Origin of the sequence: Streptomyces sp. NPDC021224 (assembly GCF_044332905.1) — a bacterium.
Classification (GTDB): Bacteria; Actinomycetota; Actinomycetes; order Streptomycetales; family Streptomycetaceae; genus Actinacidiphila.
Map to the genome: position 1 here is coordinate 236334 of NZ_JBIRPW010000010.1, position 17857 is coordinate 254190.

The following is a 17857-nucleotide window of genomic DNA, read 5'->3' on the forward strand; positions in this document are numbered from 1 at the left end:
CGCAACCGTTCCGAGGTCGGCGACCCTCCGCAGCGCTGCGGCCCGCGTCCTCATCGCCCCCACCGGGGGTCGCAACTCCGCAGGGTCCAGGGGCAGGGGGCCCAGCAGTTCGGTCCTCATCGCCCCCACCGGGGGTCGCAACATATGTCGGCCAGGCCGCGGGGCGATCCGTGGTGTCCTCATCGCCCCCACCGGGGGTCGCAACCTCGCCTTCCCGCAGGCTCAGGTGAGTGGGGTTCATGTCCTCATCGCCCCCACCGGGGGTCGCAACCTGTACCGGCCCTGGTAGGTGTCCGCCGAAGTGGACGGCCCGATGTCCTCATCGCCCCCACCGGGGGTGGCAACGCCTGCTCGGCGCGCTGGCACTGTGCCATCAGCTTGTCCTCATCGCCCCCACCGGGGTCGCAACGTCGGGGGGTCCCTCCTCGGTCGGGCAGGCGTCAGCGTCCTCATCGCCCCCCACCGGGGGTCGCAACCCGATGCGGGTCCCGAGATCGCTGAGGTCGAGCGCGTATCCTCATCGCCCCCACCGGGGGTCGCTGTCGGCGAGTAGCCCTTCTCCCGTCAGGACGCCTGCCCTGGTCCTCATCGCCCCACCGGGGGTCGCAACTCCGGGTGCGCGCCAACGACTACCGCAGCAGGCGCGGGTCCTCATCGCCCCCACCAGGGGTCGCAACGCGTAGATCTTTAGCGCGCGCCGATTGCGGGCGCGGGCCGAGGTGGCGGGGCGGCTGGTAGACGCCGAGGCGCCCGGCGAGCCGGTCGACTGGATAATCAACCAGCCGCTGGTCTGCCACGGGTGCTCCGCTCCGGTCCTCCAGACGGTGCTACCGACCTGACCCTCTCCACCGCCGCCGCGGTCGCCGGAGCCGGTCCGGTCGCCGCAGGACAGGTCATCGGCCTGTACCTGCGGCGGCTGCGCAACGACACGGGCCTGCCCGTCAAGGACGTGACCGCCAAGGCTGACATGTCTGTGGCGAAGCTCAGCCGTCTGGAGCGGGGCGTGAATCCGCCGAAGGCCAAGGACGTCTTCGCGGTGATGCAGTTCTTCGGCGTCACCGACGAAGTCGAACTCGCGGCGCTGGAGCACCTGCTGGCTCAGACGCTGAAATCGGAGTGGTGGCAAGAGTTCAGCGATGTGGTGCCCGGGTGGCTGAGCCGGCTGCTCGCGACGAAGTCGGCGGCGACGGAGATCCGCACCTATCAGTGCCACTACGTTCCCGGTCTGCTGCAGACACCCGAGTACGCGCGCGCGGTGGTCCAGTCCGCCTACGACGACCCGGCGGAGTAGCCGCGGGACAGGATCCAGCGCTTTGTGCAGGCGCGCCTGATGCGGCAGCAGATCCTCAGCGGCCCCGAACCCGCCGGTGTCCTCCGCGCTGCTCGACGAGGGAGTCCTGTGGCGGCCCGTGGGCGGGGTGCCCGTTTTCCGTGAGCAGCTGCGGCACCTGTACAGCCTGGCCGAGAACCGGTCGCACGTCAGCATCTTGATCGTCCCGTTCCGGGCGGCGGCGAGGGGGATGGCGCCGAAGTCCTGCATCACATATCTGAGATTCATGCAGGGCGGTGCGCAGGAGCTGATCTACCTCGAGCAGATGCCCGGGGGTCGATACATCAACGCCGGTCCTCGTCGAGGAATACCGTGCGACCCTCATGAAGCTGACGCAGGCTGCGGTCGACAGGAAAACGAGCATGCAGATGCTGCGAGAGGCCATCGACCGGCTGGGCTGAGGACGGTGCGGTGCCGAACGGTCAGGGGATTCTGGCTACCCCGCCGAATCCGATCACTTTGCGGCTGTGCATCCGTGGTCCAACCCTGCTGTCGGGCCGCCACGTCGAGACCTCGCAGAGGTCGTCGACGACGTCGAGGCCGTCGAAGAACCGCCGCACTGTGCGCTCCATAGCACACGGCAGATCCGCGGCTCGGAGGGCGGCGGTCAACCAACCGAGGAGTTCCCTGTTGCCCCGGTAGAGCACTGCGATGGACTGAGCGGCTGCCCGCCTTACGCCTGTTCGGAGACTCGACACCTAAGTGGTCACCGTAAGTGACTTCTGTCGTCGCAGTTTCAGCATCCGTTCCGTCTTCCGACCCTGGCGTGCTGGAATAGCGATCCGCCGATTTGGATTGCTCCTCATGCGCTGATCACGGGAGGGGGCACAAGTGACGGATCTCAAGCTGTTCCGGTTGGATTCCGCGAGCGGGGAGGTGGAGCTGCGGGGGTCGACGGTGGCGTTGGAGGTGGAGTTGCAGCGGCGGGTCGAGGCTGGCATGGAGGCGATGCTCGGCATCCGGTTCCTGGCGTCGGAGTATCCGACAGGTTGGCTTTAATCACGAGTTGTGACGTCAGTTGTTCACGAGTTTGGGAGGCACCCCGAACCACGGATGGGTGATGTTCACGAGTTTTGACGTCGCCGGGGTACTTGCCAGGGCAGCATCGGGGTGCTCCTGGTGAAAGGCCCTGGTCATGCCGCAGACGTCGAAGGTCGAGCTGTACGCCGCGATCCGGCGCGACCACCGCGACGGTATGAAGCTGCGGGAGATCGAGCGCAAGTACAACGTGTCGTGGCGGACGATCAGGAAGGCCGTGGACTCCGTCTGGCCGGAGCCGCGGAAGAAGCTCCCGCCGCGGCCGACCACCCTGGACCCGTACAAGGCGGTGATCGACGGGATTCTGCGGGCCGACCTGGACGCGCCGCGCAAGCAGCGGCACACGGTGACCCGGATCTTCCACCGCCTAGTCGCCGAGCACGGCGCCGAGGTCTCGTACCAGCAGGTCCGGCGCTACGTCGCCGACCGCAAGCCGCAGATCCTGGTGGAGTCGGGCAAAGCCCCGATTGAGGCGTTCGTCCCGCAGACGCACCAGCCCGGCATGGAGGCCGAGGTCGACTTCGGCGACGTAACGGTGAAGCTCGCCGGGGAGCTGGTGACCTGCTACCTGTTCTCCTTCCGCCTGTCCTACTCGGGCAAGGCCGTCCACCGCGTCTTCGCGTCCTGCGGGCAGGAAGCGTTCTTCGAGGGCCACGTCCACGCGCTGCGGACGCTGGGCGGGGTTCCGCGGAGTAAGGTCCGCTACGACAATCTGAAGGCCGCCGTCGCCCGGGTGCTGGGGCTGAGCCGGGCACGGGTGGAGGCCGACCGGTGGATCGCCTTCAGATCGCACTTCGGGATCGAGAGCTTCTACTGTCGGCCCGGCGTCGAGGGCGCCCACGAGAAGGGCGGCGTCGAGGGCCAGATCGGCTACTTCCGCCGCAACCACTTCGCGCCGGTGCCGGAGGTCGAGTCGCTGGCGGAGCTGAACGAGCTGGTCGAGCAGTGGGACCGGCACGACGGGCGGCGCCGGATCGGGTCCAGGGCTCGGACGATCGACGAGTACTTCGAGGACGAGCGCCCGCGGCTGCTGCCACTGCCGGAGGACCCGTTCGAGACCGGCCGGGTGTTCACTCCGCGCGTCGACCGTTACAGCCAGATCACGGTCCGCACCAACCGCTACTCGGTGCCGGTGCGGCTGATCGGCAAGCGGGTCCGGGTGCTGCTGCACGCCTCCCACCTGGTGGTCTACGACAGGAACGTCGAGGTTGCCCGGCACGAGCGGCTGATCGCCAAGGGCTCCTGCCGGCTGGAGCTGGACCACTACCTGGAGGCCCTGATCCGCAAGCCGGGCGCCTTCCCCGGCGCGACCGCGCTCGACCAGGCCCGCTCCGCCGGGAAGTTCACTCCGGTTCACGACGCCTGGTGGGCCGCGGCGGTCAGGGCGCACGGAGACGCCGAGGGCACCCGGGCGCTGATCGAGGTGCTGCTGCTGGGCCGTCATCTCTCGCACGAGCACGTCGTGGCCGGCCTGGCCACCGCCCTGCGGGCTGGGGCCCTGACGGCGGACGCGGTGGCGTTGGAGGCCCGCAAGGCCGCCCAGACCGAGGGCGAGCCCACCATCGCCGCCCCGACGCCGCGGCCGGTTGCCGGGCCGGGAGCGGGGACGGTGACGTTCCTGCACGAGTGGAAGCTCAACCACCTTCCGCCGGACACCAGGCCGCTGCCTTCGGTGACCCACTACGACCAGTTGCTCCGACATCGCCGCGTCGGCGGCGGTGACCTGCGAGAGGGAGAAGGGCCATGACCGCCATGCTGCCCCGCCAGCGGAACCTGACCGAGCAGGCCGCGACCACGGCCATCGACACCGCCTGCAGGCTCCTGCGGCTGCCGTCGATCCGCAACGAGTTCGCCGACATCGCCGACAGGGCGGTCAAGGACCAGATGACCTATCGCGGCTTCCTCGCCGAACTGCTGATGGCCGAGTGCGACGACCGCGCCCGCCGCCGCTCCGAGCGGCGGATCAAGGCCGCCGGCTTCCCCCGGGACAAGTCGCTGCGGACCTTCGACTTCGACGCCAACCCCAACATCGACCCCGCCGTGATCAACACCCTCGCCGGCTGTGAGTGGATCAAGAAGAGCCAGCCGCTCTGCCTGATCGGCGACTCCGGCACCGGCAAGTCCCACATGCTGATCGCCCTGGGCACCGAGGCCGCCATGCAGGGCTACCGTGTCCGGTACACGCTCGCCACCAAGCTGGTGAACGAGCTGGTGGAGGCCGCCGACGAGAAGCAGCTGAACAAGACCATCGCCCGCTACGGCCGCGTCGACCTGCTCTGCATCGACGAACTCGGCTACATGGAACTCGACCGCCGCGGCGCCGAACTGCTCTTCCAGGTGCTGACCGAGCGCGAGGAGAAGAACAGCGTCGCCATCGCCTCCAACGAGTCGTTCGGCGGGTGGACCAAGACCTTCACCGATCCCCGCCTCTGCGCGGCCATCGTCGACCGTCTCACCTTCAACGGCACCATCATCGAGACCGGCACCGACTCCTACCGACTCGCCAGCACCCGGGCGCGAGCCGAAGCACCCGCTAAGGCCGGCTGACCGCTGCATGCTTCAGCTTGATGGCCTTTCACCCCCAAGGATCATCAAGCCCCGTGCCGGGGATGTTCGCCGCGAGCATTTCGTCGATGCAACTGCGCAGCCCGGAACCGGTGGTGGCGATCCAGGTGAGCCAAGGCACCGGCTGGAGCAGGTCGTCGTATTGACGAGTGCCGGGGTCGGTGAGGAGGGTGCGGAGCTCGTCGGGGACGGGGTCGGTGACCAGGCACAGCCATGCCAGGCCAGCTCCGATGCGGACCTCGGGCGGTCGGCTGTGATCCGACCAGAGGTCCTGGGCCCACCCAGGAGCATGGTCATCCTGGTGTTCGCGGGCGAGTTGGGCGATCGCCAGGATCAGGCTCACCCGGACCACCGCGTCGTCTTCCTTCGCCAGCCTAAACCGCAAGGCCGAAGAGACGTGTGAGAGCTCGCCGGTCGCCATCGCCAGGACATAGGCGGTCATGGAGCGGACTCCGGGGTCGGAGTCGGTGAGAAGCGGGAGTAGGAGGGGCAGGTCGTCCGTGATCGCCTGACGGGCGGCCTGGATCGTCCAGTCCACCGGGCACCCTGTGCTGCCCTCGAACATCAACGGCTCCTCGGCGACCTGGAGCAGGCCTTCCCTCGATCCGTCCCCCATGTGCTGGCACCGGCCGATCTCAGCGACCAGGCGAAGCGTTTCGGCACGGAGCCCGGGGTGCCCGGTTGCCGCGATCCGGAGCAGGAACGGCACCGCCAGTGTTCCCACCGCGATCGTGCCGCCCTGATGGTGAAGCTTCGTCCAGAGCTGCCGCAGGGCCCGGTCAGCGGCCTCAGCGTCTGCGGAGCCGAGCGTCGTGAGGAGTCCGGGGATGTCCTCGCCCGGGCCGTAGAAGTGTCGGAACTGCTTCCAGGCGACCTCGTCGTACCTGAAACCATCCTTGACTTCCTGCGGGATCGCGCCGACGACCGTCCGCACGTCGTGCTCCGTGCCGACCAACCGTTCCGGCCAGTCAGCCCAAAGGTCATCGTCCATGGCTTGGCCTTCCAGCCCCTCGACAGCATCCGAACCCAGGAGTCTAACGACCGGTGATCAACAGCGTGGTCCCCTTCTGTCGTGATCCGGTGGCACCACGCGACGTCATTTCTCGTGAGCATCCGCAGCGTTCAAGATCGCCAACTGCTGCCGAAACCGCCGAGCAAACGCTGCTACTTCACGTGAACGAAGCCAGACAGGTCCGTGGCATCGCGGCCGGATCGACACCCTGGGTCTGGACGAGAACGGTGCTCCGGTGGTTGTGGAGTACAAGAAGACGGCGGACAGCGGCGTCCTGCCTCAGGCTTCCTCCTATCTAACGTGGCTGTGCTCTGCTCGTCACGAGTTCGAGGCGCTGGTGCGGGAGCGACTCGGCGCCGAGGCGGTCGCGGAGATCGACTGGCAGAATGCGCGGGCGGTGTGCATCGCTGGCGACTTCTCCCGGCATGACCGGGTCGCGGTGTACGAGAACCGTAGACGGATGGACCTGGTGCGCTACCGGGTCTTCGACGGGGGCTTGCTGAGCCTGATGCTGATCGAGTCCTCACCCGGATCAGCCGGTTCGGCGCCAGCGCGGCAGGGCGGCCGGGAGAGGCGGGCAGCGACCGGTGTCGGCAACGGGCTCCGGGCGGCGCCGAGCAGCGTTCCCGAGTGTCTGCGGGACCTGTACGGCGAGCTAGACGAGGCGTTGACCGCGTGGGGCAAGGTGGAGGTGGCCCGTCTTCGTCACTACATCGCTTACCGGCGGATGGTGAACCGTGCCTCGGTCCTCTTCCGTCCGTCGTACGGGGTCGTCCTGGTGTACCTCGCCCTCGACCCGGACACGGTCGTGTTGGAGGAGGGCTTCACGCGCGATATGCGCGGGATTGGCCACCTCGGGACGGGGGACCTGGAGGTCCGGATCGCGTCGGCGGCCGACCTGGAGAAGGCGGGGCCGCTGATTCGGCGGGCGTTCGAGGCGGCCTGACAGCAGAGGGAAGGGCGGCTGGCGTACCGGTTCTCCGGTACGCCAGCCGCCCATTTTCTGTGTCAACGGTCAGCCGGTCCGGTCTGTGGGTTCTCGTTCTCACTCCTCCGGTCCGGCCAGGATGAAGTCGTCCTGGGTCAGCTCAGCCTGGAGCCTGCGCTCGGCGACGGCGGCGTAGTGGTCGGACAGTTCGACGCCGATGAAGTGGCGGCCTTCGCGCAGGGCGGCGACGCCTGTGGTGCCGCTGCCGGTGAAGGGGTCGAGGACGGTGCCGTCTTCGGGGCAGATGCGGACGAGCTGCTGCATGACCTCGAGGGGCTTCTGGGTGATGTGGACCCGGTCCTTGCGGGGTTGGGAGGCGACGAAGTAGCCGGGCAGATACAGGTCCCTGCTGCGGTCGAGACTGCCCTTCACTCCCCAGGTGATGAACTCCGACGCCTGCTTGAAGCCGCCCTTCCTCGGCCGGCTCGCGGGCTTGATCCAGGGGATCGTGCCCGACCACGTCCAGCCCGCCATCTGCAACGCGTCGCTGGTGGTGGGTTCCTGGCGCCAGTCGGAGAACACCACGGCCACCGCGTGTTCGACCGCGGCCCGGTACGCCTCAGTGAGCAGTTCGGTCAGCCAGGACCGGTAACTGCGCTGGTCGCGGTTCTCGCCGGGGAACGTCTGCAGGTCGTGCGCGCTGTTGCTGGTGACGTACTTGGCGCGGGCGGTGCGGCCGGTGCGGTCGGAGCTGGTGCGCCCGCCGGAGTTGTACGGGGGGTCGGTGATGACGGCGTGGACGGACTCGTCGGGGAGGGTCTTGAGCACCGTGAGGGCGTCGCCTCGGTGCAGCGTGTAGGTCATGCGCGGGGCCTTTCTGGGCGCGGTGGAACTGCCCGCTCCGGGGAATGCCACGGTGGCCGTTCAAGAAGCAGGGGGTTGCGCCGGAGAGTAGCCGCGAATTCCGGACCGTCCTAACGGGATCGGGCGCTCTCCACGGGCTGTGCGGGGGTCATTTGGTGCGTCCGGATTTCCGGTCTACTGTCTCGCCAAGTCACCAGGGCGGGGCACCACTTCACCCGTGTTGACCGGTGCTGTTCTGTGTTGTCGTATCCAATACGGCTGCCAGATCGCCGCGTTCGCCTCGACTTGGCATCTAACAGGGGGCTCTTGTGTTTCACCTGAGATTATGAGCGCGGCCGGCTGCCGCGCATGACCTGATACCGGCGCTCAGGAGCTACCAACTCCTTTGACCCGAACCCGCCTTGGAGGCGGATTCACACCCGCGCGGTGCCGGCGGCTTTGCACGAGAAGCCGGCACCGCGTCTCCTACGAACACCGAGGAGCCGCTGCGATGCAGCACGCCCGAATCCACTCACGCCCCGATCCAACCCCGCTGCATAGTCGCGCCGTTGGCCATGGCGGGCGGTGGCGGCGATGAAGAAGACCGCCGGAGCAGTCGTCGGTCTGGCCGCTGCCGGTCCACTGCTGCTGGCCGTTCCCCTGCTCGGCATCACCGCCGGGAGCGCTGCGGCCTCCTGTTCCACCGACGGCACACAGGCTGTGGATACCGCAGCGGTGGCCGCGCAGGTTAAGGCCATTCTGGACGGTGGCAGCACCGACACCGTCGCGGTTGCGGGTCTGGACAACCCGGTCGAGCAGGTCCCCAACGCCAAGACCGTTCAGGCCACCGGTCTGGCCATGGGCATCCCCGCCCGCGGGCAGATCGTGGCGCTGGCGACCGCGCTGCAGGAGAGCGGCCTGCGCAACCTCACCTACGGCGACCGCGACAGTCTCGGCCTCTTCCAGCAGCGTCCGTCGCAGGGCTGGGGTACCGCGACCGAGATCCTTGACCCGGTCCACGCCTCGACGAAGTTCTACGAGGCGCTGGAGCAGGTCTCCGGGTGGCAGTCGCTGTCGGTCGCCCAAGCTGCCCAGGCGGTGCAGAAGTCGGCCCTCCCCGACGCCTACGCGAAGTGGGAGCCGCTGGCGACCGCCCTGCAGAAGGCGCTTGAGCCGCTGCTGGCACCGACCGGCAGTGCCACGCCGGCTCCCGCTCCGTCGGGCTCCGCTCCCACCGGCACCGTGCGCGGCGGTATCGGAGGCGGCTGCGCTCCGGGCGAGGACGGCACCGACTTCGGGGTCATCCCGCCGGGCGCGATGCCGGCCGGATACACGATCCCAGCCGACGCCCCGGTGAAGGTGCAGACCGCGATCCGCTGGGCGCTCGGGCAGCTCGGTACCGACTACCAGTGGGGCGGGTCGTGCACCGATAGCCACGGCCCGGACCCGATGGGCAGGTGTGACTGCTCGTCGCTGATGCAGCAGGCGTACAAGGCTGCAGGCGTCACGCTCACGCGGACGACGTACACGCAGATCCGGGAAGGCACGGCCGTCTCCGTGGACGCCCTGCTGCCCGGCGACCTGGTCTTCACCGGCGGCACGGCAACCGATCCCGAGCACGTCGGGATGGTCATCGGCCAGGGACTGATCGTCAACGCCCCGCACACCGGGGCCGTGGTCGACATCAACACGGTCGCGGACTGGAAACCGCGGATCGTCGCCGCCCGCCGAGTCGTCTGACCGGCGCTTCTTCCCCTCCCCTCTCTCCTTTCTTCTCCGCGCCATCGCTGCGCCCCGGCAGGCTTTGACGCGCCGTAAATCGAACTGGAGTTCCCATGTTTCTCGCTGACCAGGCGATACGGCTCGCCTATGACCCGGGCATCACGCCGGCCGAGGGCGGGCTCCCGGGCCTGGCCGTACTCAAGCAGGTGATGGGCAGCCTCAACCTCTTCGGGATCATCGCGGTGGTCGGGGCGATGGCGGTCAGCGCCGGGGTGTGGGCCTGGGGGCACCACTCCGGTGGCCACCAGGCCGAGGCCAACGGCAAGAAGGGCGTCCTGGTCTCGGCGGGCGCGGCCCTACTGCTGGGCGCCGCCAATGGGATCGTGGCGTTCTTCTCCACGCTGGGAACGCAGGTCCACTGATGCCTGCTACGTCCTCGAACCCCGGCGGCACGTCCGGGATACGCCGCCGGACCGTGCTCGGCGCGGTCGTCCTGGTGGTGCTCGTCGCCCTCGCCGGCCTGACCGCCTACCTCACCCGCGACGGCCGCTCCGGCACCAAGCCGACGGTCCGGCAACCGGCCTCGGCCTCCCCGACGCCCAGCTCAACCTCGGTCGCGTCCACGCCGCCGCCGCACGGCGCGTACAGCACGCTGCCGGTCCCGCCGGACACGCACGACCCGATCGTCTTCGGGAAGGCGACGGCTCTCGCACTGTGGTCCTACGACACCCGTGCCTACTCCCAGCCCGAACTCGTAGCGGCCCTCCGCCGGTGGATGACGACGGAGACCAGGTACGCCGACCGGGCCTCGGTCGACGCCCTCGTGCCTTCGCCGCTGCTGTGGGAGCGGATGGCCGACAACGCCCAGTTCGCCACCGGCAAGGTCAACGAGGCGCACTTCCCGGCCTCCTTCACCCAAGCTCTGCAGGCGGATCCGGGCGCGATCACCGCCGCGTACGTCTACGCCGTCACGGTAACCGGCCAGCAGTCGATCGCCTGGACCGGCTCACCCCGCGGTGGTGCCGAGGCCCGCGCGATGACCCTCGCCGTCCAGTGCCGGCCCGACCAGCCCTGCTCGCTCGCCGGCGTCCTGCCGAACGTCGCCCCCTGACCGCCCTCTTCGATAAGGAGGTTCCGTTATGGGAGCCTGCGATCTCCCCTTGATGGACAAGGTGTGCGACACCGTCAGCGGCGTCGTGTCCAGCACCGGCCAGGCCGTCACCGACGGCATCGGCGCCTGGCTGGCCAAGTCCGCCGGCGATCTCGCCGCCAGCGCTGCCGACCTCGCCGCCAAGGCGGTCAACGAGACCACGGCCATCGACCTGAACGCCCCCTGGTTCCGCGACAACTACGAGCTGCTCCTGCCGATCGGGCTGATTCTGACCGTCGGCACGTTCTGCCTGCAGCTGATGCTGGCCGCGTGGCGACGCGACGAACGCGCGCTGGCGCAGGCGGTCATCGGCACCGTCACCGGCGTGCTGTTCTCCTTCTGCGCCGTCGCCTTCACCACCGTCGCGATCACCGTCGTCGACGCGCTGTCCAACGGGCTCTTCCAGGCCGCGGACACCTCCATCGACGACGCCATCCGCCGCGTGGTCGAAGTCAACGAACTGGGGGCGATGTTCGGCCTGGGCTGGGGCGTCCCCGCCCTGGTCGCACTCGGCATGGCCATCGGGGCATTCATGTACTGGGGCGTCATGGTCGCCCGCAAGGTCGGCGTTCTCATCCTCGTCTCGCTCGCGGTGTTCGCCGGATCCGGCGGCGGCTGGGAAGCGGCCAAGCGCTGGAGGCGCGGCTGGATCGAGGCCACCGCCACCCTCGTGGTCTCCAAGCTGCTGATGACCGTGGTGTTCCTGATCGGTGTCTCCGCGATGGGTAAGTCCGACCCGGCCGACGGTCTCGGTGCCCTGTCCGACGCGATGGCCGGCCTGGTCGTCATGGTCCTGGTCCTGCTGTGCCCGTACGCCACCTACAAGTTCGTCCACTGGGCTTCCGAGGGCGGCGGCCACGACGACCTGCACCGCGGCGGCATCGCCGGACTCGCGGTCGCCGCCGGCGCGGCCAAGACGGCCGGAACGCTGGCCATGCAGACAGGCGTCGGCAGGCCCGCGCCGAAAGGGCCCGCCCAGGTGCCCGGCGCGGGCAGCGACGGCGTCGTCGCTTCCGGGATCAACCCCGCCGGAGCCCACCTCAGCAAGGAAGGCATCGACGGCACGCCCCGCCCGAAGACCACCTTCCGCTACGGCGAGGACGACAACGCGCCCGGTGACAAGGGCCGCGCCCTCATCCAGCGACCCGGCATCCCGCCGCTGATCACCCGGCCCGCCGCCCCTGACACGGGAGGCGCCGAAGGCGGCACCTCTGGCGTATCAGTTCCGCCCGCCATCCGCTCCGACCCAGGAGCGATGGGGCCGTCCGCCGAATCCTGACCGGGCACCCGTCGGGGGCGGGCAGCAACTCCCGAACTGCTGTCCGCCCCCCTTTCCCTCCGCACCCCACCGGTAAGTCCGGCCACGCTCTCACCCCTTCGCTTCTACCTTCTGGAACGCTATGACTGACAACCGCGCCGCCGAAGGTGCCCCGGCCACCGTGAAGTTCCCACACCGCAGCCGCCGGGGCATCCTGCTGGGCCTGACCGCTCCGCAGCTGATCGTCGTCACCCTTACCGGGCTGCTGCTCCTGGCCGTCATCCTCACCCGGGGCGTGGTCGGCGCCCTGGAACTCATCCCGCTGTGGGCCGCGATCCTGCTGCTGATCTTCGTCCGCTCCCGGGGCAGGAGCCTGGCCGACTGGACACCGATCGTCGTCCGCTACGCCCTGCGCCGGGCCCAGGGGCAGCTCATCTGGCTGGCCCGCCCGTCGCGCCGCCCGGTCCGCGAGGGGCTGCTTCATCTGCCCGGCACCGCCGCTTCGCTGCGGGTGGTCACCGCGCCCGACCGGCGGTACGGCGCCGTCCACCGCCCGGGGAACGGCACCCTGACCGCCGTGGTCAAGGTCTCCTCCCGCGCATACGCGCTGCTCGACCCGGGAACCCAGAACGCCAACGTGGCCGGCTGGGGACGCGCGCTGGCGGCACTGGCACGCACCGGGCAGGTCGCCCGGATCCAGGTGGTCGAGCGCACCGTCCCCGACTCCGGCGACGCCCTGCGCCGCTACTGGGAGGAACACGGCAACCCGAACGCCCCTCTGGCTGGCCCGGTCTACAGCGAGCTGATCGCGTCCGCGGGCCCGGCTGCAGCCCCGCACGAGGCATATGTCGCGGTGTCGCTGGACGCCAAGGCCGCCCGTCGGCTGATCAACCAGGCCGGCGGCGGGCTGACCGGCGCCTTCTCCGTTCTGGCCCAGCTGACCTCCACCTTCGAGCAGGCCGCACGCACCGCCGGCCTCAACCCCTCGGGCTGGCTGTCCGCCACCGAGATCGCCGCCGTCGTACGGACCGCGTACGACCCCAAGGCCCTCGCCGCGCTCGACCGCTGGTCGGACTCCGGCCGCCCCGCAGCCGACCCCGCTGCGGCCGGACCGGTCGTAGTGGTGGAGTCCGCCGACCACATCGCCACCGACTCCGCCTTCCACACCACCTACTGGATCGAGAACTGGCCGCGGATCGAAACCTCGGCCGGGTTCCTGCACCAGCTCCTGTTCACCGCCGGAGTCCGCCGCACCCTGTCGCTGTCCTACGAGCCGAAGGGTCTGGACGCCGCGCTGCGCGATGTTCAGCGCAAGAAGGCCTCCGTGATCGCGGACGCCGCCGAACGGGCCCGGCGCGGCCAGGTCGACTCCGAAGCCGACTCGATCGAGTACGCGGACATCAAGAACCGCGAGCGCCAGCTCATCGCCGGCCACGCCGACGTCGCCCTCACCGGTCTGCTGACCGTCAGCGCGGACACCGAGGACGAACTTCGAGCCGCCTGTGCGGTCGTCGAAACCGCCGCGGTCGGCGCGCAGCTCGACCTACGGGCCTTGCGGTGGCAGCAGGCCGAGGCATTCACCGCCGCCGCCCTGCCGCTCGCGCTTGCCGCCTGATGCCCGCGCCGCCCCTTCCCGCTGAAAGAGCACCCCCATGTCCCCCGCTGACCACGCCCCGACCGCGCAGGACTTCGTGCCCTTCGCCACCGCCGCCCTCGACTTCCACCGCGCCCTCAACATCCCCGCCGGCCCGCTCGCCGCTGCCCGCGCGGAGCTGGACACGCTGCACGAACACCTGGTCGCCGTCTACGAACTGCTCGATGCCCACACGGTCCGCACCGGTGCCGTCGCCCCCGTCGAGAGCGGCTTCTTGAGCACCGCGCGCACCCGGATCTGGCAGGCCGCCACGGATGTTCACGCCGCCTACCACGCAGCACCCCGCCCTGACTCCGGCGGCATTTCCGACCGGGAGGCTTGCCGTGCCGGGCTGCCCGAAGGCGCACCGGAGCTGACCATCTGCCACCGCCACCAGCTCGCCGCCCGCCTGGTTCGCCGCCGCAGCACTCCGGCCGACCTGTACGCCCCGTTCACCGGCCTCGTCCGCCGCTGACCCCGCCCTCGCCTGGAGAACCGTTCATGCCCCGCACCCGCGCCAGCGCCTCCCACCTTTTCGTGCCCCGTAGTGCCTCCCGGGCCCAGCAGCGTGCCGCCCGCGCCGGATACGCCGCCGCCCGCCGCAAGGCCCGCCTCGCCGAAACCCCGGCCAATCGGCGAGGCGAGGAGGGCCTCGACCCGGAGCTGCGGCCGACCTACCCCCCGCCGGGGCGCCCCGGTCCGGCTTCCGCCCGCGGTGGGAAGCTGCGCCTGCCCGCCCACCGCATGACCACGGCCACCGTCTCCGGTGCCTACCCCTTCCTCGCCGAAGGCGGCCTCGGGGCCGAGGGGATCTTCATCGGCCGGGACGTCCACGCCGAAGCCGCATTCTGCTACGACCCGTTCTCGCTGTACTCCAGCGGCCGGATCGACGGCTTCACCAACCCCAACGCCGTCCTCGCCGGAATCATCGGCATGGGCAAGTCCGCGCTGGCCAAATCCATCGCCACCCGGGCTATCGCCCACGGATACAAGGTCTACGTTCCCTGCGACCCCAAGGGCGAATGGAGCCCCGTCGCCGAGGCGTTGGGCGGCTACACCATCGCACTCGGCCCAGGGCTCCCCGGCCGGTTGAACCCGCTGGACGCCCCGGCCAGGCCCGCGTCGGTGAGCGAGGCGGACTGGGCCACCGAGACCCGCAAGCGCCGACTGCTCCTGCTGGCCGGCCTCGCCCGCACCGTTCTCGCGCGCGATCTGCAGCCGATGGAACACACCGCCCTCGACCTCGCCCTCGACGTGGTCGTGGCCCAAGCCGACAGGACCGGCACAGTGCCGCTACTCGGCGAGATCGCCCACGTCCTCGGCTCGCCGGACCGCCTCGACACCGCGCTCGGCAACCAGGCCGGGCACATGGGAACCTCCGCTCAGGACCTTGCTCACGCCCTGCGCCGCCTGGTCCACGGCGATCTCAGCGGCATGTTCGACGCACCCAGCACCGTCGCCTTCGACCCGGCCACACCGATGCTGTCCATCGACCTGTCCCGGCTCGGCGGCGCCGGCGACGACACTGCACTGGTCCTCGCGATGACGTGTGCAAGCGCGTGGATGGAGGCCGCTCTGGCGGATCCGGACGGCGGCAGGCGCTGGGTGATCTACGACGAGGCGTGGCGCGTGATGCGGCACGTCGGCCTGCTGGAGCGGATGCAGTCCCAGTGGAAGCTCTCCCGGGGGCTCGGCATCGCCAACCTGATGGTCATCCACCGCCTCAGCGATCTGCTGTCCGCGGGTGATGCCGGCTCGCGCGGCCGGGTGCTCGCCGAGGGCCTGCTCGCCGACTGCTCCACCCGCATCATCTACCGCCAGGAACCCGACCAGCTCGCTGCCGCAGCCTCGCTGCTCGGCCTGACCGGCGTCGAGAGCCAGGCCGTCTCCGCTCTGACCAAGGGCCGGGGACTGTGGAAAGTCGCAGGTAGGAGCTTCATTACGCAGCACCTGCTGCACCCGGTAGAGCGGCAGTTGTTCGATACCGACGCCCGGATGCGCTGAAACCCACCCCGCAGCAGAAGGAGCCGACCCGTGTTCCCTCACCCCGACTTCGAACTGTACGACAACGCCGGACGGACCACCGAGCAGAGCAACGCCTCCCGTACCGGCGTGCCGACGAGCGAGGACCTGCGCCGCTGGTCAGTCAAGGGGGGCTCCGTACCCGACATGGTGGGGCCTGCGATCACCGCTGGGACCAACCGGCTTCACGCCGCTGCGCCCAGCGAGGTCGCCCAGCTGATCCTCCTCACCACGACGGACCCGAACGGCATCCTCCCCAGGCTGCACGAGTTCCTCGAAGCCGCCGTCGACAAGTTCCAGCAGGCCGGCGCCGGCGAAGCCGCAGCCCAGGTGACCGGCATCGTCACCCGCCTCGGCGAACTCGACGAGGACCTCTATTACACGGCGGTGGCCGCCTGGGAGGACGTCAACGCAGCGCAACGCCGCACCGCCGCCGCCACCAGGCCCTCACCCGCCGCCGACGCCCGGCCCGCCACCGCTGCACCGACCCCGGGTCAGCAACCCGCGGGGCCGTCGGCGCTACCCCGTCCGGACAACCCCCGCCAACGCTGACCACATCAGGAGAGACGCGAGATGCCGCAGAACTGCAGACCATGCCCCTTCTGTACTATCCCACCCGCTTTGTCATACCCGTATTGGACCCGCCATGCCCACACCCGATCCGAACGCGCACGACCATTCCCCGAGCCGGCTCGAAGCCTTCAGCGAGGCCCTCGCGTACCGGCTCCCCGGCCCTTGGAACGCTGTCGCCAAGGCCCACTTCGCCTACAGCCCGGCATACGTTGACGTCATAGACAGGCTGTGGGACAACGGCCCTGTCGAACGAGCCCTGCAGCGGTTCACGCCCGATCGGGCCGCTCTGCTCAACGGCCCCAGCGGAGAACGCCTTGTCGTTCTCGCTGCTCCACAGCGCCCGGGGCGGTTTCTGGTCGCCGCCCTCGCACCGCCCGGAATCGACGGCTCTCTACGTGCCGACCACACACCCCGCGACATCGCCGTATCCGGCGACCCGGTCCGGGCAGCGGCTGACGTCGATCGCCGCCTGCTGCCCCGATACCGGCAAGCCGTCGAGGCAGTACGCATCCCCGCGCTGGGCGAAGCTCACCGCCTCGCCCAGCAGGCACTGGATGACTGGGACGCGGTCTCGGACTCCCTCTGCGACGCGGCGGGTATCCCCCTGGACGAAGACGCCTACGGCGCCCGGCAGGTCCGGCGCGACGCCGAAGCCTGGGTGCCGTTCCAGACGTTCCTCTTCCACGGACCCGCAGCGATCGGCCACGCGAAAGCGGCGCTCACCGCGCTTCCGCTGCCTGCCTCCACCGCCGCCCGGTGGGAGTACCGGCTGCGGTCACTGGCTGCCGCGTTGGCGGAGGGCACCAGCATCCGAGACGAGTGGGAGTCCCGCTTGGCCGCTGTGCTTGACCAGCAGGTCGGCCCGGACCGCTGGATCGCCTTCAACGAAGGTCTCGTCGAGCGCAACGCCGAGGGCTGGTATGCGGTGACCGTCTTCATGGACCACGCACCGGTGCTGCAGGCGATCGCCGACGCCGAGCAGGAGCACGCTGAACTCGCGGCTGTCCGTGTCGCCGCCGCACGGGCACGCTCCACCACCACCGGGGCTGCCCCCAGGCCCGGCACCCGGCTGCCGCCGCCCGCGATGCCCCCGCCGACACCTCCGCCCCCGGCCCGGCCGCAAACCCCTGGCCGCTGACCTCCCCAGCGTCCGCTCGCTCGCCACGCAAGCCGAGCCGCCGCCCGGCCGGCAGCTCCCGGCGTGGCCGGTCTCCGCGAGGTGTTCCCAACCGCGACGGCGAAGACGACTTCGACGCCGACTGCCGCGGAAGCTGCCGCACCAGCTGCAGCCGGTCCGCGCCGTCGACCGGACGCGACCCACCCCGCCGCCGTCAGCCACCCGCCCGGTCAGCTCACCCCCACCCGCGCCCAAGGGGCGCAGGTCAGGCGACCCGGAAAATGAAATGGTGATCGTGAAGTGCCATCTGACGTGCAGCTTTGGGTGTCTGTGGCTTATGCTGCAAGCGCGAAGGCCCGCACCGGCAGGTGCGGGCCCCCAGCGGAACCGCCGACTAGGATCCGAGCGCTTTGATCAGTTCAACGGCCAGTTGAACCAAGCTGATCATCGCGTGCCTACGATCCCAGTCCGGCGGTTTCGTGCGTCGATGGCGCCCTCGGCGTCTACGCCTCGGCATACCCCTCCTTCCTCTCGTGGTGTACAGAACTCAGGGCGGCGTCGTTCAGTCGGTCTGACCGGGTGGCGGAGGGTCGGGGTCGCGGCTGGCCAGCCAGGCGGCGATCGCGTCATCCAGGGCGTCGCCGTCGATGCGCTGCAGGACTCGGC

General features: G+C 69.9%; 16 protein-coding genes and 1 pseudogene. 15 read left to right on the plus strand and 2 right to left on the minus strand.

Going from position 1 to position 17857, the window contains the following annotated elements; translation table 11 throughout:
• The first annotated feature begins 799 nt into the window (after positions 1-799).
• The 5 genes from ACH4PY_RS25155 (at position 800) to istB (ending at position 4915) form a co-directional block, all read left to right on the plus strand.
• Positions 800-1291: a Scr1 family TA system antitoxin-like transcriptional regulator gene (locus tag ACH4PY_RS25155; protein WP_398187026.1), complete on the plus strand. Its 492-nt coding sequence runs from the start codon at positions 800-802 to the stop codon at positions 1289-1291.
• Positions 1292-1367: 76 nt separating this feature from the next.
• Positions 1368-1904, plus strand: coding sequence for a Scr1 family TA system antitoxin-like transcriptional regulator (locus ACH4PY_RS25160; protein WP_398187029.1), 537 nt, complete (start codon positions 1368-1370; stop codon positions 1902-1904).
• A gap of 257 nt (positions 1905-2161) precedes the next feature.
• Complete coding sequence (locus ACH4PY_RS25165) at positions 2162-2329, plus strand: hypothetical protein (RefSeq protein ID WP_398187104.1); 168 nt, start codon at positions 2162-2164, stop codon at positions 2327-2329.
• A gap of 136 nt (positions 2330-2465) precedes the next feature.
• Positions 2466-4115: an IS21 family transposase gene (gene istA / locus ACH4PY_RS25170; RefSeq protein WP_398187032.1), complete on the plus strand. Its 1650-nt coding sequence runs from the start codon at positions 2466-2468 to the stop codon at positions 4113-4115.
• Positions 4112-4915: an IS21-like element helper ATPase IstB gene (istB, locus tag ACH4PY_RS25175; RefSeq protein ID WP_398187035.1), complete on the plus strand. Its 804-nt coding sequence runs from the start codon at positions 4112-4114 to the stop codon at positions 4913-4915. The genes istA and istB overlap by 4 nt, the downstream gene beginning before the upstream one ends.
• Before the next feature lie 28 nt (positions 4916-4943).
• Here the strand turns inward: istB and ACH4PY_RS25180 are convergent, their stop codons facing one another.
• A complete protein-coding gene (locus ACH4PY_RS25180) occupies positions 4944-5924 on the minus strand; it encodes a hypothetical protein (RefSeq protein ID WP_398187038.1) in 981 nt (326 codons plus the stop codon).
• 196 nt (positions 5925-6120) lie between these two features.
• On the opposite strand from ACH4PY_RS25180, the pseudogene ACH4PY_RS25185 reads away from it, so the two are divergent.
• A pseudogene (locus ACH4PY_RS25185) lies at positions 6121-6891 on the plus strand (DUF5655 domain-containing protein); the annotation flags it as partial.
• 99 nt (positions 6892-6990) lie between these two features.
• Here ACH4PY_RS25185 and ACH4PY_RS25190 read toward each other — a convergent pair.
• Positions 6991-7737, minus strand: a complete 747-nt coding sequence (locus ACH4PY_RS25190; RefSeq protein WP_398187041.1) for a DNA-methyltransferase — start codon at positions 7735-7737, stop codon at positions 6991-6993.
• 573 nt (positions 7738-8310) lie between these two features.
• Between ACH4PY_RS25190 and ACH4PY_RS25195 the strand changes: the two genes are divergently transcribed.
• The 9 genes from ACH4PY_RS25195 (at position 8311) to ACH4PY_RS25235 (ending at position 17212) form a co-directional block, all read left to right on the plus strand.
• The gene (locus tag ACH4PY_RS25195; RefSeq protein ID WP_398187044.1) at positions 8311-9456 is read left to right on the plus strand and encodes a C40 family peptidase; all 1146 of its coding nucleotides are present in this window, start codon (positions 8311-8313) and stop codon (positions 9454-9456) included.
• A 95-nt stretch (positions 9457-9551) separates the two neighbouring features.
• Positions 9552-9860 (plus strand): DUF6112 family protein, encoded by a 309-nt coding sequence (locus ACH4PY_RS25200; RefSeq protein ID WP_398187047.1) that lies wholly within the window; start codon positions 9552-9554, stop codon positions 9858-9860.
• Positions 9860-10549, plus strand: a complete 690-nt coding sequence (locus ACH4PY_RS25205; protein ID WP_398187050.1) for a hypothetical protein — start codon at positions 9860-9862, stop codon at positions 10547-10549. The genes ACH4PY_RS25200 and ACH4PY_RS25205 overlap by 1 nt, the downstream gene beginning before the upstream one ends.
• A gap of 28 nt (positions 10550-10577) precedes the next feature.
• Positions 10578-11867, plus strand: a complete 1290-nt coding sequence (locus ACH4PY_RS25210; RefSeq protein WP_398187053.1) for an ATP-binding protein — start codon at positions 10578-10580, stop codon at positions 11865-11867.
• A 121-nt stretch (positions 11868-11988) separates the two neighbouring features.
• Positions 11989-13461 (plus strand): SCO6880 family protein, encoded by a 1473-nt coding sequence (locus ACH4PY_RS25215; protein WP_398187056.1) that lies wholly within the window; start codon positions 11989-11991, stop codon positions 13459-13461.
• A gap of 37 nt (positions 13462-13498) precedes the next feature.
• Positions 13499-13954 carry a DUF6238 family protein gene (locus tag ACH4PY_RS25220; RefSeq protein ID WP_398187059.1) on the plus strand — a complete coding sequence of 152 codons (456 nt, stop codon included), beginning with the start codon at positions 13499-13501 and terminating at the stop codon, positions 13952-13954.
• Positions 13955-13980: 26 nt separating this feature from the next.
• Positions 13981-15483 carry an ATP-binding protein gene (locus ACH4PY_RS25225; RefSeq protein WP_398187061.1) on the plus strand — a complete coding sequence of 501 codons (1503 nt, stop codon included), beginning with the start codon at positions 13981-13983 and terminating at the stop codon, positions 15481-15483.
• A gap of 30 nt (positions 15484-15513) precedes the next feature.
• Entirely contained in the window at positions 15514-16053 is a 540-nt protein-coding gene (locus tag ACH4PY_RS25230; RefSeq protein ID WP_398187064.1) for a hypothetical protein, read from the plus strand.
• A 94-nt stretch (positions 16054-16147) separates the two neighbouring features.
• Entirely contained in the window at positions 16148-17212 is a 1065-nt protein-coding gene (locus ACH4PY_RS25235) for a hypothetical protein (RefSeq protein WP_398187066.1), read from the plus strand.
• Positions 17213-17857: the final 645 nt, after the last annotated feature.